The organism is Flavitalea plasmicola (genome assembly GCF_030546645.1).
Lineage (GTDB): Bacteria > Bacteroidota > Bacteroidia > Chitinophagales > Chitinophagaceae > Puia.
Genome location: NZ_JAUOTO010000008.1, coordinates 348336 through 368645, shown reverse-complemented (window position 1 = coordinate 368645; position 20310 = coordinate 348336). Strand labels below are relative to the sequence as shown.

General features: G+C 49.7%; 18 protein-coding genes. 11 read left to right on the top strand and 7 right to left on the bottom strand.

The features are described 5' to 3' along the window. Window positions 1-12 precede the first annotated feature (12 nt). Together Q4E93_RS29365 and Q4E93_RS29360 are read left to right on the top strand one after the other, a co-directional pair. A complete protein-coding gene (locus Q4E93_RS29365; protein ID WP_303591493.1) occupies window positions 13-1374 on the top strand; it encodes a SusD/RagB family nutrient-binding outer membrane lipoprotein in 1362 nt (453 codons plus the stop codon). A 23-nt stretch (window positions 1375-1397) separates the two neighbouring features. Beyond that, window positions 1398-2093, top strand: a complete 696-nt coding sequence (locus tag Q4E93_RS29360; RefSeq protein WP_303591492.1) for a DUF2461 domain-containing protein — start codon at window positions 1398-1400, stop codon at window positions 2091-2093. Window positions 2094-2122: 29 nt separating this feature from the next. On the opposite strand, the gene Q4E93_RS29355 is transcribed toward Q4E93_RS29360, so the two are convergent. Then, on the bottom strand, window positions 2123-2575 hold the full coding sequence (locus tag Q4E93_RS29355; RefSeq protein WP_303591490.1) for a hypothetical protein: 453 nt from the start codon (window positions 2573-2575) through the stop codon (window positions 2123-2125). 41 nt (window positions 2576-2616) lie between these two features. On the opposite strand from Q4E93_RS29355, the gene Q4E93_RS29350 reads away from it, so the two are divergent. The 5 genes from Q4E93_RS29350 (at window position 2617) to Q4E93_RS29330 (ending at window position 6090) form a co-directional block, all read left to right on the top strand. Further along, complete coding sequence (locus Q4E93_RS29350; RefSeq protein ID WP_303591488.1) at window positions 2617-3255, top strand: hypothetical protein; 639 nt, start codon at window positions 2617-2619, stop codon at window positions 3253-3255. An 85-nt stretch (window positions 3256-3340) separates the two neighbouring features. Beyond that, a complete protein-coding gene (locus Q4E93_RS29345) occupies window positions 3341-3679 on the top strand; it encodes a YciI family protein (protein WP_303591486.1) in 339 nt (112 codons plus the stop codon). Window position 3680: 1 nt separating this feature from the next. Then, on the top strand, window positions 3681-4931 hold the full coding sequence (locus Q4E93_RS29340) for an RNA polymerase sigma factor (RefSeq protein ID WP_303591484.1): 1251 nt from the start codon (window positions 3681-3683) through the stop codon (window positions 4929-4931). 178 nt (window positions 4932-5109) lie between these two features. Continuing rightward, on the top strand, window positions 5110-5538 hold the full coding sequence (locus Q4E93_RS29335; protein WP_303591482.1) for a globin domain-containing protein: 429 nt from the start codon (window positions 5110-5112) through the stop codon (window positions 5536-5538). 27 nt (window positions 5539-5565) lie between these two features. After that, window positions 5566-6090, top strand: coding sequence for a hypothetical protein (locus Q4E93_RS29330; protein WP_303591481.1), 525 nt, complete (start codon window positions 5566-5568; stop codon window positions 6088-6090). A gap of 4 nt (window positions 6091-6094) precedes the next feature. On the opposite strand, the gene Q4E93_RS29325 is transcribed toward Q4E93_RS29330, so the two are convergent. From Q4E93_RS29325 to Q4E93_RS29315, 3 genes are all read right to left on the bottom strand, one after another. Then, window positions 6095-6934, bottom strand: coding sequence for a glycoside hydrolase family 16 protein (locus Q4E93_RS29325; protein WP_303591479.1), 840 nt, complete (start codon window positions 6932-6934; stop codon window positions 6095-6097). A 62-nt stretch (window positions 6935-6996) separates the two neighbouring features. Next, a complete protein-coding gene (locus Q4E93_RS29320) occupies window positions 6997-8544 on the bottom strand; it encodes a RagB/SusD family nutrient uptake outer membrane protein (protein WP_303591478.1) in 1548 nt (515 codons plus the stop codon). Between the two features lie 34 nt (window positions 8545-8578). Beyond that, entirely contained in the window at window positions 8579-11647 is a 3069-nt protein-coding gene (locus Q4E93_RS29315) for a SusC/RagA family TonB-linked outer membrane protein (RefSeq protein ID WP_303591476.1), read from the bottom strand. Between the two features lie 275 nt (window positions 11648-11922). Here Q4E93_RS29315 and Q4E93_RS29310 point away from each other — a divergent pair, with 275 nt between their 5' ends. Continuing rightward, the gene (locus Q4E93_RS29310) at window positions 11923-14838 is read left to right on the top strand and encodes a ligand-binding sensor domain-containing protein (protein WP_303591474.1); all 2916 of its coding nucleotides are present in this window, start codon (window positions 11923-11925) and stop codon (window positions 14836-14838) included. An 18-nt stretch (window positions 14839-14856) separates the two neighbouring features. Here the strand turns inward: Q4E93_RS29310 and selD are convergent, their stop codons facing one another. Together selD and mnmH are read right to left on the bottom strand one after the other, a co-directional pair. Continuing rightward, window positions 14857-15903 (bottom strand): selenide, water dikinase SelD, encoded by a 1047-nt coding sequence (selD, locus tag Q4E93_RS29305; protein ID WP_303591473.1) that lies wholly within the window; start codon window positions 15901-15903, stop codon window positions 14857-14859. A 10-nt stretch (window positions 15904-15913) separates the two neighbouring features. After that, window positions 15914-16957 (bottom strand): tRNA 2-selenouridine(34) synthase MnmH, encoded by a 1044-nt coding sequence (gene mnmH, locus Q4E93_RS29300; protein ID WP_303591471.1) that lies wholly within the window; start codon window positions 16955-16957, stop codon window positions 15914-15916. Window positions 16958-17092: 135 nt separating this feature from the next. Between mnmH and Q4E93_RS29295 the strand changes: the two genes are divergently transcribed. Both Q4E93_RS29295 and Q4E93_RS29290 read left to right on the top strand, forming a co-directional pair. After that, a complete protein-coding gene (locus tag Q4E93_RS29295; protein WP_303591469.1) occupies window positions 17093-17572 on the top strand; it encodes a nucleoside deaminase in 480 nt (159 codons plus the stop codon). A 27-nt stretch (window positions 17573-17599) separates the two neighbouring features. Further along, on the top strand, window positions 17600-18499 hold the full coding sequence (locus Q4E93_RS29290; protein WP_303591467.1) for a peptidoglycan DD-metalloendopeptidase family protein: 900 nt from the start codon (window positions 17600-17602) through the stop codon (window positions 18497-18499). Here the strand turns inward: Q4E93_RS29290 and Q4E93_RS29285 are convergent. Next, window positions 18456-19124: a DUF2306 domain-containing protein gene (locus tag Q4E93_RS29285; protein WP_303591465.1), complete on the bottom strand. Its 669-nt coding sequence runs from the start codon at window positions 19122-19124 to the stop codon at window positions 18456-18458. The two genes, Q4E93_RS29290 and Q4E93_RS29285, sit on opposite strands and share 44 nt — an antisense overlap. A 181-nt stretch (window positions 19125-19305) precedes the next feature. Between Q4E93_RS29285 and Q4E93_RS29280 the strand changes: the two genes are divergently transcribed. Next, window positions 19306-20259: a DUF6454 family protein gene (locus Q4E93_RS29280; RefSeq protein WP_303591463.1), complete on the top strand. Its 954-nt coding sequence runs from the start codon at window positions 19306-19308 to the stop codon at window positions 20257-20259. The last annotated feature ends 51 nt before the right edge of the window (window positions 20260-20310 follow it).

The window sequence follows — 20310 nt, the reverse complement described above, 5'->3', positions numbered from 1 at the left end:
AAAATAAAAATTATGAAAGTCGAGCACAATTATAAGCAGTCAGTGATCTGCGTGCTGATCCTTGTTTTACTGGGAGCAGCATCCTGTAAGAAATCATTTTATTCGGATGTGAACGTCAATCCCAATGCGCCTTCCTCCGCGAGCATTGTACCGGGTGTGCTGTTGCCGCCCATCGAATCTGCCATAGGCTACCTGCAGGGAGGAGACCTGTCCCGATTCAGCTCCCTGAACATCCAGCAGGTGAAAGGCATCGGCAACCAGGCCGATGGATATTACAAGTACATCTATACCTCTCAGGATTTCGATAATGTCTGGGCTAATATCTATACGGCTGTCCTTGAAAATGATAATATCCTGCTGCAAATGTCTGAGGCCAAAGGGTACCATGCCTATGCCGGGGTCGCCCGTATCCTCCGGGCCTATGTACTACAGGTAACTGTTGATACCTGGGGTTCTGTCCCTTATTCCAAGGCTTTGCAGGGGGCGGGCAACCTGAAGCCGGCATTCGATAGCGACAAGCAATTGTACGACACCATCGGCAGACTCCTGGAAGATGGGATCGCGCATTTAAACAACGCTGACCCGGGAGCGCTGGTTCCGGGAGACGAAGATGCATTATATGGAGGCAATTCAGGTAAATGGATCAAGTTCGCACATGCCATCAAGGCCCGTCTTTTCATACACCAGTCCAAAGGCGACGCTGCCATGGCGGCGAATGCACTGGAGGAGATCGCCCATTCATTTACGGGCAATGGAGATAATGCGAGATATGTGTTTGGAAGCACGGAAACCACCGCCAATCCCTGGTACCAGTTCAACCAGCAGCGAAGCGGGCAGATCGGCTTCTCCTCGGGGAACGTGGCTAAAATGATGAAGGACCTGCATGACCCCCGGCTGCCGATCCTGATCGACACGTCGAAAAAGGATGCCTTGTTGTACTATGGCGTGACGGACGCGCCGGTCGAATTGATCACTTATGACGAGCTGCAGTTTGCCACGGCAGAGAGTGTGCTGAGGAACGGCGGAAGTATTGCGGCCGCACAGGCTTTTTACCAAGCGGCCATCACGGCGAATATGAGCAAACTGGGCGTAAAGGACGCGGATATTACCGCTTATCTGGCAGCCAACGGGACATTGCCCGGCAATGTGGACGCTGCCATCGCCCAGATCGCCACCCAGGGATACCTGGCCCTCTACCTGAACCCCGAGGCATGGACGTTATGGAGAAGGACCAATAGTCCGGCGCTGACGCCTGTGACTGGGACCAGCGTGCCCCGGCGGCTGCTGTACCCGCAGACAGAATATTCGTATAATAAGGCGAATGTACCGGCATCGGTGACCTTGTTCAGCCCGAAGGTCTTTTGGGATAAATAAAGCGGGAATGGCTATTTTTGTCAATGCAAAAAAAGGAAGCGCTATTTATATATCAATCTGGTTTTGATTTTTTAAATAAGCTGAAGAAAAATAATAACAGGGAATGGTTCAACGCGCATAAGGCCGCGTTCCAAAAGGAATTATTACTGGTGGAAGCCTTTGCCGAGGGGCTGTTGAGGCATTTGAACGTGCATGACATGATAGAGACGCCCTCGGGGAAAAAGAGCTTGTACCGGATCTATAGGGATACCCGTTTTTCCAGCGATAAGACGCCTTATAAGACACACTGGAGCGGCAGCTTCAGACGCGCCACCAAATATCGCCGGGGCGGATATCATTTTCATATCGAGCCGGGTAACACCTATATCGCAGGAGGTTTTTGGGGGCCTGTTCCCCAGGATCTGCGACGGATCCGGGATGACATTGCATTTGATGCCGCACCTTTACGGAAAATATTAAAGAACAAGACCTTTGTATCCATGTTCAAAACGTTGCAGGGTGAGCAGCTGAAAACGGCCCCGCAGGGGTTTGATGCCGGCCATGAGGCCATCGACCTGCTGCGTTATAAACAGTTCTTGCTTATAAGGCCATTTTCGGACAAGGAGGTATTAGCCAAGGATTTCTTAAAGGAGGCCAACCTCACCTTTAAAGCAATGCGTCCCTTCTTCGATCATATGAGCGAAGTGCTGGTGACGGATAGGAATGGAATGGCCATTTGACCTACTCCTGTTACGTTAGCCATCGCGGCTTATTTTGTCTCCCGGACATATCTTTCAATGATCTCCCGGTCGATGCCTTCTTTTTCCACTTTTTCCATCCCCCGCTGGACAAGGGTGTCATTGCTGATACTGACAGTAAACAGGAAGGTTTTGCCTTCCCAGTTGCGGTCGCCATAATAATCCAGGTGCTCCGTATATTGATTGCCCACCAGGCTATAGCTGCCTCCGCCCGCATCAAAGTGATTGGAGGAATCCTTTGGGCTATTCAGGTCATGTTTTAAGAAAGAAAAGTGCGAACCATTGATGATCTTAATCATGTTGGTTTCCTTCGTGTAGTCGGTGAACGTGCTGACACCCCTGGTAATAGTGGTGCCTGATACCAGTCTCCAGGTGCCAATAATATTGACGGTGGAAGCCGGCTGTGGTTTGCAGGCAAAAAGAAGGCAAAATGGCAATACGATGGTTAGGATGTTACTTTTCATAGGATAAATATATACATTAGCGGTTCGATAGACAGGAATTTATGAATAAAACTTTGACCCTTATTTATTTTTTATTATTTGTTGGCGCCCTGAGCTGCGAGGAAGACAAGCCAAATAACAAGCATCACGGAAAAACGATCTCCAATAACAAGAAACCGCCCCAGGATGTGAGCAGGAAAGCGCTTTTCGAAAGATTCATTAAAAAATTCAAGCCACTGACCTTGCCCCTGGCCATCAAGACATTGGATATTCAGTCAACGACTGGTTACAGGCCGATCGCGGGGAAAGACAGTATATTTATCAACTCAGGTTATCCCAATGAGACCTGGGCCTATGGGATGCTGCCAGATACGTCCGGCAATATCCAACTGGTCTGGCTTGCTCCCGCCGAGATCTATGACCCTGTTCTGACAACTTTTACAAAAGGCGGTCTGAAGATCAGCGAGCAGCATTTAGGCGTGGGAGGATGTGGTTCCGACTGTTGTTTTACCTGTGATGAGTATATCTATATCAAAAAAGACAGGAGCATTTATTCGGTAGACTCCATTAAGAGCTGTACGTGCGATGAATCCGGACCGAAGAAGAGTACAATGAAAAAATATATCCGGTGGAAGGCCGGGAAAATAGGAGAAGATGGAAAAATAAGCTTGTCTGGCGTTCAGGAGAAGAAATTAAAATAATTTTGCCGGCGATGTCCAATTTCGCTGCCCCCGGTCATTATTGGAGTATATACAGAACCTTTTTTTCACAACTAAAAAAAACAAAATGAAAGAGTTCATGCTATTATTCCGGCAGCCTAACTACGACTATAGCAAATTATCGGCGGCAGAATTCCAGGCGCTGGCCAAAAAATGGCAGGATTGGGCGGGTGGCATCGCGGCGCAGGGAAAAATAGCCAGCAACGGGCGTCGTCTTGCCCTGGAAGGGAAAGTCCTGAAGGCGGGCGGTGTTGTAACGGATGGCCCCTTTGTCGAGATCAGGGAGATGCTGGGAAGTTTCCTCATCGTCAAAGCGGATAGTTTAGAGGAAGCCACCACATTGGCTCACGGCTGTCCGGCGCTGGATGCCAACGGCAGTGTAGAGATCAGACCTATTATGGGATAAGATGGAAAACGAGCAAACATCGCTTAAACGGCTGTTCCAACAGGAATTCTCCAAAATGGTTGCTGTGATCAGCAGCCTTTTTGGTTTACAGCATATCGAGATAGCGGAGGATATTGTCAGCGAGACTTTCCTGCAGGCTACAGAGACCTGGGAAAAGAAAGGGTTGCCTCCCAACCCAACCGCGTGGCTCTATGCGGTGGCCAGGCAAAAGACGCTGTATTATTTCAGAAGGGATAAGATACTCCGGAAGAAAGTAATCCCGGAGCTGACGGCGAGGCAGGAGAAAAGCGTGGGGATCGAGGAGCTGAATTTTTCCCAGCAGAATATCAGGGACAGTCAGGTACAGATGCTTTTTGCCGTTTGTAATCCAGCCATTGCCAGTGAGGCACAAATCGGGTTGGCTTTACGCATACTTTGCGGCTTTGGGATAGATGAGATCGCCGAAGCCTTTTTGTCCAATAAGGACACCATCAATAAAAGACTGTTCAGGGCAAAGGAGAAACTGCGCACCGAAAAAGTAAAGATGGAGCTGCCTCCGGAAGATCAGATCGTTTCCCGCCTGGATAATGTATTGCATATTATTTACTTGCTTTTTAGTGAAGGATATTATTCCAAGACTCAAAATCAGATACTGCGAAAGGATCTTTGTTTTGAGGCATTGCGGCTGGGCCTCATGCTGACGGGATTTGAAAGAACCAATTTACCAAAGACCAATGCTTTGATCGCGCTGATGTGCTTTCATGCTTCCCGGTTCAGCGCCAGGCAGGCCAGTGGGCATACGCTGGTCCTCTACGAACAGCAGGACGAAGCGCTATGGGATGGGGAGCTGATAGATCAGGGCAAACATTTTTTGTATCTTTCGGCGGAGGGCAGCGAGGTCAGCTCTTACCATCTGGAGGCGAGGATTGCCTGGTGGCATAGCATGAAAGAGGACACACAGGAAAAATGGGAGAACATCCTCGACTTATACAATCAGCTGCTGCTGGTGAATTATTCACCCAGTGTTGCCCTCAACCGGACCTTTGCCCTCTATAAAGCCAATGGGCGGCAGGAAGCCCTGATAGCCGCCGAGAAGCTAAAATTAGATAGTAACCATTTTTATTATATACTGCTGGGAGAGCTTTATAAAGGCCTGGACAACGAGAAGGCCAAGTCCAACTTCCAAAAGGCTTATTCCCTGGCCAAGACCCAGACGGAGAGACAGGACATCCAGGAAAAGATAGACAACCTGCTCCGGATGCCGGAAAGATAAAAATTAAAAATATGTCACATCCTGTTGCTCCCATCGGCATTTATCTTTTTATGAAAGGTTTGTTTCAACTAACTAAAGGGGTTGCTTCATTACTATACTGTTCGGGTAGGGTTTATCATATCACTTAGTCGTTAATTTTGATTTCGGCTTTTGTAGCAACTCTTTAAACTATAATGTAATGACACCGAAACAAGTGGAGCTGGTGAGATCGTCCTGGCTTAAGGTCGCTGCCATCGATCCTGACATCGTTGGAACCCTGTTTTACAACCGCCTGTTTGAGACGGCTCCCGGCGTGAGGCGTATGTTTCACCGGCCTGTTCCGGAGCAGTCAAGGAAGCTATTGACTATATTGGATCATGTCATTGAAAAGCTGGATGTCATGGAGGAGATCGTGGAAAATATTGTAAAGCTTGCCCAACGGCATAATAACTATGGCGTAAGGCCGGAGCATTTTGCAGATGTGGGAGAGGCATTGCTTTGGACGTTGGAAAAGAGCCTGGGGGACAAATGGAACGATGAACTGAAAGAAGCATGGATGTTGTGCTATGTCAAACTGTCTTCCACTATGATCCATGCGGTCAAACATATAAGATCGAAGAGCTTCTGAAAGGCAAGAAATATTAAATATTTTTTTATGATCAATATACTTTTAATAGCCTTCCTGATCACACAAAATTGCCGGGACAAATATCTCGATAGAGTGTTAGAAAGCGAAAGTTCGGCAAAATTCTTTCTTGTCGTAAAAGTCAACATTGATAAAAAAGAGAAGGAGGTCCTGGTTTTGAATGATGACCTGCATAATGTTATGAAAAGTAAGGATAGCGTCTATAATAATATGGGAAAGTATAAATATTATGTTAAGAACATGATAGAGCAAAAGGGGGCGATCGATCTTGACTCTGGGGAACTGGTAAGGATGAATGCCGTTGTGTTACAGGAAGACAGGAAAGTAGTTGCCGCTGCAGCAAGGGGAAAAAAAGCTTTTTTTAACCATTATTTCTATGTCTCAAAGAAGTATAATTATGCGCGGTTAAATCCTCATCTAAAACAAAAAGAGAGGCTCGCGATAATGAAAAAACTTTTTGATTGGAATTTTTTGATAGAAACAGTTGAGGGGGACTTTTCCGTTCCTGAACTGGATTTCTGTGGAGGGGTCTAAAAGATCACGACTTTTTCTTCTCCACTTTTACCCAGTCCACCATGATCTTGCATTGATTGCGCTTGATGGCCTCTACGGTTGCTGCGGGCAGGCCGTAATAAGGTTCTTTGACGCCATTGATCTTTGCAGGATATGCGCCACCCAGCGCAAAATTCAGGACAAGGTATTCAGGGGTGTCGAAGCTCCATCTTCCATAGTGTTCCGCCATGGAGCGTGTTACCCTGAACATGGGGATGCCATCATATTTGAATACCAGGCTGTCCGGCGTCCAATCCACCGCATATATATGCCATTGGGTGACATCATTTTTGCCTGTGAAGTAAAGGCGGTTTACAAAGGGTGTTTCTCCGCTGTAGCCAGGGCCATGTACGGCTGCGCTGGCCCAGTCTTTTTCCCCTATGAATTCCATGATGTCGATCTCACCCGATTCGGGCCAGTCACCGTTCCCCAGCAACCACCAGGCGGGCCAGAGGCCGGCGCCTGCTGTCAGTTTGATCCTGGCGGAAAATTCTCCGTAAGTAAACTCCAGTTTTTTGCTGGTGTTGATCCTGCCTGAGATAAAATCGAATGATCTTCCTTCCGGGGTTTTAAAGCCCGGAGCGTATCTCGGTTGTATTACGAGAGCGCCTTTATCAAGATAGACGGTGGCTGAGGAATCCACGTAGGCCTGTTGCTCGCTGTTATTGGTATGACCCGTGATCTCTACATTCCATTTGGACCTATCCAGCTTCGAGCCGGAAAAGTCATCAAAGAAGATCGTTTGACTTTGAGCGTTGTTGCTGATCAGACAAAGTAAGGTTGGTGCGCTCAATGCGAGCGCGAGCCGCCGTAGGGAACTCTGCATGGTGAGGGTTTTAAAAAAGCCCGGCGAAAACGGAATTTATTTTACGCCGGGCTTCTGATATACTATTTAAGATTTGAATTTACATCTTCCTGCGCTTGCGGAATGGGGATGTATTCACTTTTGCCTTTTTGAAAGCCCGGCGCCAATACGGTGGCAGCCTGGTCTGTTCGCAGCAGGTCATTAAAACGCTCGCCCCACCACTCACAGATGAGCTCGGCATGACGTTCATCCATTAACTGGTCTATAGTGGCGTTCGTCAAGGGCGCAAGTCCAACCCTTGTGCGGACCTCGTTGATCTGGGCGTCTCCGTTCTGTCCTTTGCGAATTTTTGCTTCGGCATTCATCAACAACACTTCTGCATACCGGAGCATGTGGATATTATTATTGGCGCCATAGTAGTCCACTCTTCCCGGGGTCATTTGTGATGTTGGAAAGTAGGCTTTACCATTAAAATACTTTTTCCTCCCGGCATTGCCAGATACTTTATCGCCGTCGGGTGTAACAACGAATGTATTGATGTCGCCGTCTACGCCGCAATACTGAATGGCCGTTTTTTTCCGGATCACGTCATTGCGGGCTGTCAGGAAATCAACCGCTTTTTGCGTGGGGACCATCCAACCCGGTCCGCTGATCACACCTCCGAACGTATTTTCCGGCGCCTGGAAGAGGAAGAAATTGGCCCAGGTTTCACCGGGGTTTGCTCCTGATGTTACAATATCGCCTGTTGGGTTGCCAAAATCCGAATATTGGAATTCCAGGATAGCTTCATCGGAGAGTTTGCCGGGTTTTTTCCACAGCTGATAATAGTCATTGAACAAGGTGAACTTGTGACTGTTGACGATCTGGTTGGTGCAATCCAGCGCCACGTCCCAGTTAGCGTTGTTGTTATCATTGCCGGCAAGGTCCATTGCGGCCTTGGCTTTCAACATCAATGCGGCGTATTTGGTTACTCCTCCCAGATGGTCTGCCTCGTTGGGGCGTTTATCTTCCAGGCTGGCGATGCAAGTATCCATTTCAGCCATTACATATTTTTTCATGTCTTCTACGCTACTCTTTTTCGCATTGGCCATCGTCTTCACATCGTTGCTTTCCAATCCAAGGATCGGTACGGCGCCGTATTGCCTGCCGATGTAAAAATGGGCCAGCGCCCTGAAAAACCTCACTTCTGCACGATAGCGTGCGAGAAGCGCCGTATTGGCGGCGTCGGATGCGGGTATGTTCTTACCAAATTGATCCAGTTCGACCAGTGCGCTGTTAGCTGCAAATACCACGGAGTAAAGGTTGATCCACATATCATTTACGGCCCAATAGCTCTTCACCGTCACATCCGTCTGGAAATTATGGATGCCGATCTGTCCCGCGTCATCATTCCCCGGCTCGATGTCATCACTGCGTTCGGAGAGCATGGCGGTGATGATCCACCTGTTAAAACTCCCGCTGCTGGCGGTCCTGTAAACGCCGGAGACGGGTTGGTACATGTTCGACAGGTTGGTATAGTCGATTTTGGTGGCCTGGCCCCGATTTTCCAGGGGACGGTCTAAAAATTTGGAACAGCCTGACAAAATAGAGATGGTAAGCACCCAGGCTATTATTTTCATATAGTGATTCATATTCAATGTTTTTATATTGTCTAATGATATTTATTTAAAAAGTAGCTCTTACACCCAGACTGTAAGTTGCCGAAATAGGGTAGACGTTGGCATCATAGCCATACACTCCCTGATAGGACGGTATTTCGGGCGTAAACCCATTGTACTTGGTGAATATGAAGGGTCTGTCCGCAGTGGCAAATACACGCAAGGCAATGGGTGACGTCTTGCCTACATTAAAATTATATCCCAGCTGTATATTTTGGATCCGCAGGTACGCGCCGCTTTCCACGAAAAAGGTGTTGCTCTGCTTGAACCAACCTTGTCCGATGGCATATGCGGAAGGATAAGAATTGGTAGAACCGGGGCCTGTCCAAAGGCTGGTGGCAAATTTTTCATCAATATTAAGGGTGGTGGATGCTTTGTAGAGCTTGCCCCGATTGAGGTTGAGAATTTTATTCCCGGCGACTCCCTGAAATGCGATGCTGAGATCAAAATTCTTATAATCCAGACCAAGGTTGAATCCGTACGTCAATTTAGGCAGATAGCTACCCATATTGATACGGTCGTTATTATCCAGGATGCCATTGCCGTCCTGGTCCTTGTATTTGAGAAATCCCGGAACTATTTTTGAAGTGGCCGTTGCATTGAAATTGGCAGCGATCGGGTCCTTATCGACTTCGTCCTGTGTTTGGTACACACCGATGGCCTGGTAACCATAAAAGTAATTAATAGGCTGCCCCACTGTAGTACGATTGGGGAATTCGGCCGTCCATTCCGGGAAACCACCGGTGAGCAGGGGCAGAGAGCCCATATTGGTGACCCTGTTCTTCAAGGTGGAAAAATTGCCGCCGATCTGGTAGCCCAGCTGGCCTATTTTATCGCTCCAGTTCAAAACTACATCAAAACCGCTGTTCACCATCTCGGCCCAGTTGCCATAAACGGAGTTGTAGCGATAGGGTAAAGGCCGGTTAAAAGCCAGTCTGCTGGTTTTACGGTTGTAATAATCAACAGAACCTTTAAGTTTCCTGTTCAACAGTTCGAAATCAACACCGCCGTCCCATTCCGTAACGACTTCCCACGCGAGATCTGTAAAGTACCTATCAACCGTATAGCCCGATACGTACTGACCGTTCGCTGTTGCTGTACTGCCAAAGATGGCGGAGTTATCAACCCCCTGGTGAACGATGGCATATGCTGCATTTGGCGTAACGCCGTCATTGCCCAACTTGCCCCAGCTTCCCCGCAGCTTTAAAAAATCGAAGACCTTCTGATCTTTCATAAAATCTTCCCTGCTGATGACCCAGCCCAGGCCTACTGAGGGGAAATAGCCCCATTTGGTTTGGTATTTCGAGCTGCCGTCTGCGCGGAAGGTGGCGGTAAGCAGGTACTTATTGTCAAAATCGTAAGTACCGCGTGTGAAGTACGATATGTTCGCGTTGCGTGTGCCGTCCTCAGTAGGGGGATAGGTAATAGTACCCTGGCCTACATACCAGGATTCCTCATTGTCTGGTACGCCATCTGCGCTCACCGAAGTTCTCCTCCACCGTTCTTCCCTGGTGGACTGACCCAATAACAGGGTCCAGTGATGTTGACCTATACCATCCCTGTAAGTAAGGAGGTTATCTATAATGTAGTTGGTATTACGCTCCTGTGCAGAATTTAAGTGAGTGACGGCATTGGCGTTTGCACCTGGTCCCAGATTGTACCGGGGAGTAAATTGAATGCCCGACAGAGAGCTGTATAGCTGGCTCAATTGGGAACGAAAAGTGATCTTATTTTTCCAGAAAGCGGCTTCGGCATAGACGGTGGGTAGTACCTGGAATGCCTTGGCCCTGTCATAATTATAATAGGCGGAGGCTACAGGATTTGCATCATCCCCCCGTCCAATGACCGAGGCCGACGCAAATCTTACAGGGAATGCGTTGACGTTGGTGCTGTCATACACAGGGAACAGGGGTGATGATGAATAAGCCTGCGCCCAGGCGCCATTGGCAGGATTAAAGGTGGTAGAGTTATTAAGATGGGCGGTAAAACCTACTTTCAACCACGAATAGGCTTTGGCCTCCATCTGAAGGTGGATATTATACCTTTTAAAATTGTTCCTGGCTTCCATGATACCATTCTGATACGTATAATTGAAGCCGGCAGCATAGGTCACCTTGTCGCTGCCGCCTTGCACGTCGATGCCATTGTTTGAGATCATCGCCTTGCTTCTCAGTAATTCTCCATACCAATCGGTGCTGGTAGTGGGATTAAGTCCGCTACCCCCGAATTTTTGCGCCGAAAGCATGGCCGTACCGCTGTCCTGAACGGATTGGCGTCCCAATGAAAAAGTAGTGTATTCCTTCCCGTTGGCCATTTTAAGCCGGTGGGCAGGTGTCTGAAAACCGACATACCCATTGTAGGTAACCCGGGTTTTCATATTGAGGGACCCCTTTTTTGTTGTGATCAGCACCACTCCATTGGCCGCGCGCACGCCATAGATAGCTGCTCCCGAAGCATCTTTCAGGACAGACATTTCAGCGATATCGTTCGGATTAAGAAAGCCAATATCGGAGACAAACATTCCGTCGACCACATACAGCGGATTTTCATTATTAAAAGATCCTACCCCGCGGATCCGAACATTGGGTGAGCTGCCCGGAGCGCCGGTGCTGACTACTTGTACTCCGGGAACGGCGCCCTGCAACGCCTCCATAGGCGTAGTTGTGGTCCGTTTAAGCATGTTCTCGGTGTTCACAGTGGTGACCGGGGCCGTTAGGTCTGCCCTTCTTTGGGTGCCATAGCCGATGACAACGACTTCATCCAGTTGCCTGCGGCTGGGGGAAAGCCTGACCTGGAGATCGTTTGAAATCGCAACTGCTTGTCTTTCATAGCCAATGGCTGATACAAGCAACGAATCGTCGGTGGAAGAAACTGTGAGGCTGAATGAACCGTTCTCGGAGGTGATAGTGCCCGTTGTGGCTCTGTTTTTCACAGTAACAGATGCTCCTGCCAGGGGCTCGTTCTTGTCATTTGTTACTTTACCGGTGATTACCCTGTTTTGGGCTTGTGTGGATAGGTGCGTTCCTAATAATAAAAATAGGAAGGATACAAGGACGTACGTCAATGTTCTTTTCATATGCAAGTTTTAGTTTTGTGTTGACCGTGACCAAATTACCGGGCAAAGCTATGAAAGGTTATTTCATATTAAAAATTTTATTAATTCCGATAGGGCGCCTGCCCGGGAGCTATCGTTGGAAATCGGGCAGGATAAAAGTAGAGGGACTACATCCCATAAAAAAGTATTAGACTACATCCCTACTACTACCATGATGAAAAAAACCTAATTTTAAGCTTACCAGACTACATCTGGACTACATCTGGATATATATCCCCTTAAAATTGCCTGCCATTATGAGAAATAAAGCTTTGCTGTTGCTGCTAGTATCTTACTGGGTATCGACGTGCCTCGCACAAGGGACTATTGGCCGCAGGGAAGTAGTCAGCTATGAAAAACAGACTTACAATGCCGGCGCACAGAATTGGGATATCCGGCAGGACGTTCAGGGCCGGGTCTATTTTGCGAATAATGAGGGGCTACTAAGCTTCGACGGTATTTATTGGAAGCTTTATCCCTTGCCCAATAAGACCATTGTACGAAGTATCGGCTTCGGGCCTGATCACCGGATATATGCGGGGGGCCAGGATGAGATAGGTTATTTCTCCCCTGACAGGTCGGGCAGGCTGGGATATACCTCGTTGAAGAACCTGGTACCTGAGGCTGACAGGAAGTTTGCCGACATCTGGAATATCGTCTCGTACGGACGCAGCATCTTTTTCCGCAGTGACAACAAGATCCTGTGCTTTACCCATGATACGATCCAGGTATTCCGTCCTTTTGCCGCCTGGATCTTTATGGGACTGGCGGATGGAAAGCTGATCGCCCAGGACGCCGAAAAGGGGCTTTTGGTTTTTAAACAAGGGGCATGGGAACCTTTTTTAGCGGCGGGCGCCCTGCCGAAGGATATACAAATTACATCCGTCATCCCCATTGGACAGGATTCCTCCCTGGTAACCACTCCCCAGAGCGGTCTGTTCATATTGAACGGCGACCGGCTTATTCCCTTTACGCCTTCGGGGAAAGGATTTGATCCCAAACTGAATTTTTCAGGTGCGGTAAGGGTGGATGAAGAGAGCTTTATCGTTGGCACCTATACCAATGGTTTTTACCTGATCAACAAGCGGGGTCAGGTATTGGAGAACCTTTCGAAACGGGAAGGGCTGCAAAACAACAACGTAAGGAGCGTCTTTATGGACCGCGACCACAACATATGGGTGGGGCTGGACAGCGGCATTGATTTTATTGCGTTTAACAATGCCATCAAGCATATCAATCCTGCCATTATGAACTCCGGATCGGGATATGCCGCCGTCATTCATCACAATAAGCTTTACCTTGGACTGTCCAATGGCATTTATGCGTTCCCCTTACCCCCGGATGCGAAAGATCTCAGCTATGTGCCGGATGCATGCAAGATCATTGCTGACGGACAGACCTGGGGGCTTTACCTTATGAATGACCAGTTGTTGGCTGGTAAGGAAGAGGGATTTTTCCGGGTGAGGGACGACAAGATGGAGCCCGTTATGAAGGGTAGGGGTTTTTGGACCTTCCAGCCACTGGAGGATATGCTTCAGGGCACCTTGCTGGCCGCCGGTAATTACCAGGGCGTACGGCTATTTGCGTGGGACGGGAAGGGCCTGGAAGATAAGGGAAATATCACGGGCTTCTCGGAGTCGGCCCGTTTTGTTGCGGTGGACGACAAGAACACCATATGGGTGTCCCACCCTTACCGGGGAGTATACAAGCTGCCGTTGTCCACTGCAGCGGATGCTGCCTTTAAACTGTATACGGACAAGAATGGCTTACCTTCTTCCCTGAATAACCACGTTTATAAAGTAAAGAACCGGGTTGTCATTGCCACGGAGAAGGGAGTGTATGAATACAATCCCGGAACGGACAGGTTTGAGCCTTCCGCTTATTTCCGGGAGATATTCGGCGATCAAAGCGTCCGGTATCTTAAGGAAGACCCCAGCGGCAATATCTGGTTTATCCAGGAGAAGGCCATCGGTGTGGTGGATTTCTCCACTTTCAAGCCTTCCGTCATCTATCTGCCGGAGCTGAAAAGTAAGATGCTCAGCGGTTTTGAACATATCTACCCGGTGAACGACAATAACGTTTTTCTTGGCGGTGAAAAAGGATTTTATCATATCAATTTTAAGAAATACAAACAGAACAACCATCCGCTGAGCGTGTATATACGGACGGTAAAAGCCATTGGGAGAACGGACAGCCTGTTGTTCGGCGGTTACTTCGGGGAGGCCAATGAGAATCCGGGGCAAGGGAAGGAAAGGATGCCTTCGGTCAGCCATCACTGGAATTCTTTTCATTTTGAATATGCATCTCCCTTATTCGAACAGCAGTCTAACATTGAGTACTGCTATCTCCTGGAAGGTTTTGATAAAGGCTGGTCCGAATGGTCCAAGCGGACGGAGAAGGATTACACCAATCTTCCGGCGGGCGCTTACACATTCCTGGTCAAGGCCAGGAACAATCTCGGCAATGAGTCGGCTGCCAGCGCATATGGCTTTACCGTACAGGCTCCCTGGTATCAAAGTTTTCCGGCTTATGCAGTGTACCTGTTGCTGGGCGTTTGCCTGGCATTTTATCTTTACCGGAGGCATCATAAGAAACTCATGGCGGAAAGGCTGAAGCACCAGGAAGAGCAGAAGCGCCAGGCTTATCTGCATCAGCTGGAACTGGAAAAATCCGAGAAAGAGGTGGTAAAGCTGCGCAATGAGAAGCTGGAATCTGAGATCGAATTTAAGAACTCGGAGCTGGCGACCACTGCCATGCACCTGGTCCAGAAGGAAGAGTTCATTACCCGGATCAAAGGCGAGCTGCTGCACCTGGAAAAAACGGGAATGGACAAAGCGGCCCCGGGTGAAGTAAAGAAATTGCTCCGCAGTCTTTCTGAAGAGGAGGAGCTACATAAGGAATGGGAGCAGTTTTCCATACATTTCAACAAAGTGCACAGCGATCTGCTGATCATCCTTAAGGAAAAATACCCCAGTCTCAAGGCCCATGAGCTTAAGCTGTGCGCCTATCTCCGGATGAACCTGTCCAGTAAGGAAATTGCCCGGCTGATGAGCATTTCGGTGCGTGGCGTGGAGATCAGCCGTTACAGGGTCCGTAAAAAATTGCAGCTACCGACAGAGACTAATCTTTTCCAGTTCCTGTTCGATCTGCAGCGGGATGGGATGAAGGGTTGATCATTGTACAGGCGGCATTCAAATCACCCTGATCAGCGTGTCATTTTCTTTCGCTTTCAGAACGCCGAAAGGGCGGCAGTGGATTGCAGGCAAGCCCAGTGCTGCCCATTGCTGTTCAAAGGCAGGAACACCTTCTTCTGACACTGCGACCAGCAGACCGCCGCTGGTTTGAGGGTCTGCGAGGATATATCGCTTTTCATCAGACAGCTCATTTATTTTGTGACCGTAGCTGCTCCAGTTGCGATGCATACCCCCGGGTATACATTTCTGTTCGAGATAATAGGGCAAGGCCGGAACGACCGGCACTTTATCGAATTCGACAATGGCAGACAGGCCGCTGCCCTCGCACATTTCTGTAAGATGGCCCAGCAGCCCGAACCCTGTGACATCCGTCATGGCTTTCACCTGGGCCAGATGTCCGAATGTCTCTCCTGCCTTATTCAATGTGACCATGCTTTTTAATGCAATGGCGGCGTCTTCAGGTTGTAGCAATCCACGCTTTTGCGCGGTGGAAAGGATGCCCACTCCCAGGGGCTTGGTCAAATAGAGGCGGCAGCCGGGTTCAGCCGTTGAATTTTGTTTGAGATCCTGTATGGGTACGAGTCCGTTGACTGCGAGGCCAAAGACCGGTTCGGGGCAATCGATGCTGTGGCCTCCGGCCAGGGTAATGCCCGCCTCGGCACAGACGGCCCGGGCTCCTTCCAGCACTTTTTGCGCCTCGTCAGGCGGCAGCTTTTCAACGGGCCATCCGAGGATGGCAATGGCGAGCACCGGTCTGCCCCCCATAGCATACACATCGCTGATGGCATTGGCGGATGCTATCCTGCCAAAATCATAGCTGTCGTCCACGATCGGCATGAAAAAATCGGTGGTCGAGATGAGGGCCATACCGTTGCCGAGATCTAATACCGCCGCATCATCACGTTTGTCGTTGCCGACCAGCAGCCGGGGATCGGGTGCGGCGACGTGTGTGCTATGAAGAATCCTGTCCAGTATGGCGGGACTGATCTTGCAGCCGCATCCTGCTCCATGAGAGTATTGTGTCAGTTTTATGTTGGTATCCATGTTCATTCTTTCAGGTAGTAGGCAGGGGTGAAAAATCTTTTGCGGTCATCAGCATCTGGCTTGCATTTGCCGTCGGATCGTCCGTCCGGATGTCAACGGGAAAGATACGGCCGGCTTTCCGGCTATTCAGGCCCTTCCTGTAGGTCTTGTCATAATACACCAATACGATGCGTATGAAATCTTCCATACGATCTTCCTGGATGGCAGTCAGTGCATTTTTTGTCTGTTCGGATCCAAGTCTCTTGCGAATGCGGTCCGTGCATTCCGACAGGAAGGTCTTGTCCAACGAACCATATTCCTGCACCAGCGCCTGCACGCGCTGTTCCGCACGTGTCTGCAGCTCAAACAGGTCCGCCGATTGCATTTGATCCCATAATGGACGGGGGATATTGCATTTACCGATGTTGAGACTTTCATCCTCCACCCATATTTTCCTGTCACGGTCCAGCTGGTTCAACTGGTGGGAGAGGTTGTTTTCAAATTGTTCCTGGGAGGGCTGCACCAGCTTATTCATGGTGCCATAAGCAGAGCCCCGATGCCGGGCAAGATCTTCGAGGTCAATGACCTGTTGTCCCATCGATCCGAGCTGCTGCAATATCCTGGTTTTTCCGGAGCCCGTCATGCCTCCGATGGTCCACAGCTTATAAGGCGCTTCAAATTGCTGCAGCACCCATCTTCGGTACCTTTTATAGCCGCCTGCGAGTACAAATACTTCAAATCCATACAGGTTCAGCGCCCAGGCCATCGCACCGCTGCGCATACCTCCTCTCCAGCAATGTACGGCTACCTTCTTCTGAGGGGCTATTTCCAATGCCTGGCGGATGAAGCCGGACCATTTGCTGCCTGTGAGATCAAATCCAAGCAAAATGGCCGCCTCCCTGCTTTCCTGTTTGTAGGTAGTACCCACCTTCGCTCTTTCCTCGTTGCTGAATAAAGGAAGGTTGGAGGCTCCGGGTATGTGCCCATGGGTAAATTCGGCGGGTGTGCGTACATCCAGCACAGGGATGGAAGCAGACGGCTTAACGAGGTCATGAATGGCAATACTGTGGATCATTTCTGAAAATAAAGATAAACTTTATCTTTGAGGCGTGTGGGGAGATATAACGGCTCAAGCCATAAAACCAACAGTTGACTCTCTTTTGATTGCCGATCATTCTTTTCTGCCATAGATTGCGCAAAAGTGAAGTGCATGACGGATCACCGGTATTTCTTGACAAAAGCGCTGGAAGTAGCTAAAAGATCAATGGACAAGGGCAACCTGCCATTCGGATGTATCATGACCGGCCCCGATGATATTATTTTACTGGAAGGAGAGAACACCGTCATCACGGAAGAACGCTGCATCGCGCACTGCGAGATCAACCTGATCCGTCAATTAAGCAGCCGCATAGAGCCTCACTTCCTGGAAAACTGTACGCTCTATGTCAGCACGGAACCTTGCGCCATGTGTGCGGGAGCTATTTACTGGAGTGGCATTGGCACGGTAGTATATGCGTTGGGCAAGGATGCCTACCATAAGATTGCCGGGACAAGCGAACCGGCGCATTTGTTACAAGTGCCGGCGAAAGAGCTGTTCCATCATGGCGGGCGCGAGGTGGTGGTATTGGGCCCCTTGCTGGAGGAAGAAGCTGCTGCCTGTTATGAGAAATGGACGAAAGCTACAAGATAAAACTTCTTATCTTCAGGAAAAAAGAAGATGACACGCGTCTGTCTGCCTCTCCTGTTCCTGCTCTCGCTGCAGCAGTCTCTTTTGTCTCAGCGGGTGATCGAAGTGAGCTATACCCAGGATGCCAAGGGAAACCTGCTATTTTCCTGTAATAACAGGGCCTTTTGTCCTTATGTGCTATCGGTCAGTTTTACCACTTTTCAAAATGCGAAAGCGGATCATGTGTTGCCTTACGAAGGGGAAGTGAAACCCGGCATGAACCGGCTGTTCACCGTATCACCGGAGGGAGCCGGCGACCTGCAGATAAAATATACCAGCAGCTATCAGAAAGGATGCCTACACCCTTCCCTCCATCCCGCCTTCACCTATGTTCTGCCCATTGCACCCGGAAAGGAGACCCAGGTATTCGAGATGAACAAAACCCCCGGCACCGACGGTCTGGATAGTGGATTTGTCATCCGGCTGAAGATGCAGCAGGGAGATACCATTTACGCAGCCAGGAGAGGTGTGGTCACGGCCGTACATACCAATAGCGCAGAGAACGATGCAGGCGCTACCGCCACGGATAACTGGAACCTTGTGGAGATCGTTCACGGGGATTGTACATTTGGCCAGTACGGCGTATTTAAAAAGGACGGCGCTTTTGTCCATCCCGGGCAAACGGTGGAGGCGGGGACGCCCCTTGGCCTTGTCGGCGGCGATAAGTTCGGCAGGGGCTCCGATGTGAGATTCAATGTCAGCTATTACCAGGGACCACGGAGCATCCCTCTTCCCATGCAGTTCTGGACAAAGAAGAACGGGAAAGGAAAATTGAAGCATGGCGGCACCTATATAAGCGAGCATCCTCAGGCAGTGCTATTGCAGGAAACACCGGCGACGCCTGCGTCTAAAAAGAAGGGTGCTGTTCCCGCCAAAAAGAAGGCCGGGTGAAATTGATCCAGGCTTCGGCCGCCAGCAGGTGCAGGGTAAACCCAATCCAGAAGGCGGCGCCGAAGAACGCCTGCGGCGGCAGTCCTGAAAAGGCAAAGAACAGCACCATGATCGGCCGGATCGTGCCGATGGCCAGCCCGATGGAGAAAGCCCTGATCATCCATTCCCGGTGGAGGCCTGTTTCGTGATGCAGGATATTATCGGCCTTTTTGTGATACCAGGCTTTGCTGAGCGATAGAAGGAAAAGGAGGGAGAATAATATGGTTGCGGCAGCCTGATCGATGCCTCCGATGGGGGATAGTACAAAAGACATGATCAGCGCCGAAATACCAACGATATAGCCCGAGGCAATGTAGATCTTGCCGCCCAGGCGGTGCAGGTGCGGATGGCGGGTCCGGATGCCCGGCATAAATTGCAGTGGACCCAGGATCATAAATAAGGCCCCCGGTAGAATATGTATCAGCGTAAGGAAGGGATGTGTGCCGAATTCCGCATCAAAAGGAGGACTTCCTTTGGCCATTCCCGGAGGATTGAATGAACCAATGATCCCGGCCAGGACCAGCGTCCTGCGGGCAGCCATGGCGATGCCGATGAAGGCCGGCAGGAACATAACCGTATGTAGCAACCGACGGGCCCTGTTTATCGTTTTTGTTTTGTACACCTGTCAAAAATAAATGACTTACCCGGTGGCCAGGCAAAAGAGTCGACGTCCGGGGCATATGTGAAGACGGTAATATTTTCATAATCGAAGACCGGGCGGGGGTAAGGATCCCAATGGTTAGTTTTACAGCTTAAATATCACATGGATGACAGACAGAAGACAATTCATTAAACGTAGCCTTCTCCCGGCCGCCGCTGTTTGTCTGCCTCCGGCCTTAAGCGCACAAGTACAGCCGGCGGCGACTACCCGGCCTGCCGCAAGTCCTTTAAGCCAGCGATTGAAATCACTTACCCGTAGCACCACCTGGAGCCTGATCTCAGCCATCAAAGTCGGGTTTAAGACATTTCATTGCCAGGGAATGGTGAGGATAGGGGATGATTTTTGGGTGTCATCCGTAGAGGTCGAGATACCCGTTGATGGGATATTCGACCGAAGCAAAGGGAAGGGGCATTTGTTCAGGATCAGTAGTGCAGGCAAACTACTTGCCGACGTGGCAATAGGAGAGGGTAGCATCTATCATCCCAGCGGGATCGATTTCGACGGCACGCACATCTGGATCGCAGCGGCTGAATACCGTCCTGACAGCCAGTCCATCATTTATACATTCGATCCTGCACAAAAGACCTTGCAGGAGGTCTTCCGTTGGGAGGACCATATTGGCGCAGTCGCAAGAGATAAAGAGACCAATACATTGCATGGTATCAGCTGGGGTTCCAGGCGTTATTACCAATGGACGCTGGACGAGAAAGGAAATGTCCGTAGGCCGCTGGCGACACCGAAAGAGGTGGCTGTCGCCAATCCATCGTTCTATATAGATTACCAGGACAACCAATGCCTGGGTGGGCAGGAAATGCTGTACACGGGACTCTGCGTCTACAAAAAGCCGGGCGGTCCGTCCATGGCGCTGGGAGGTTTGGAGGTAGTGGACCTGCAAAAAAAGTGCGCCGTACACCAGGTGCCTGTTCAGCTTTGGTCGCCCGCCTCCGGCGCCCTGATGACCCAAAATCCCAGCTTTTTCGAGCTGACGCCTGATAACAGGATACGTGCTTACTTTATGCCGGATGACAATGAGTCCACGATCTTCGTGTATGAAGCCTGACGGCAGGGGAGGACCATGGTAAGAGATTTGCAGGAGATCCAGCGGAAACCT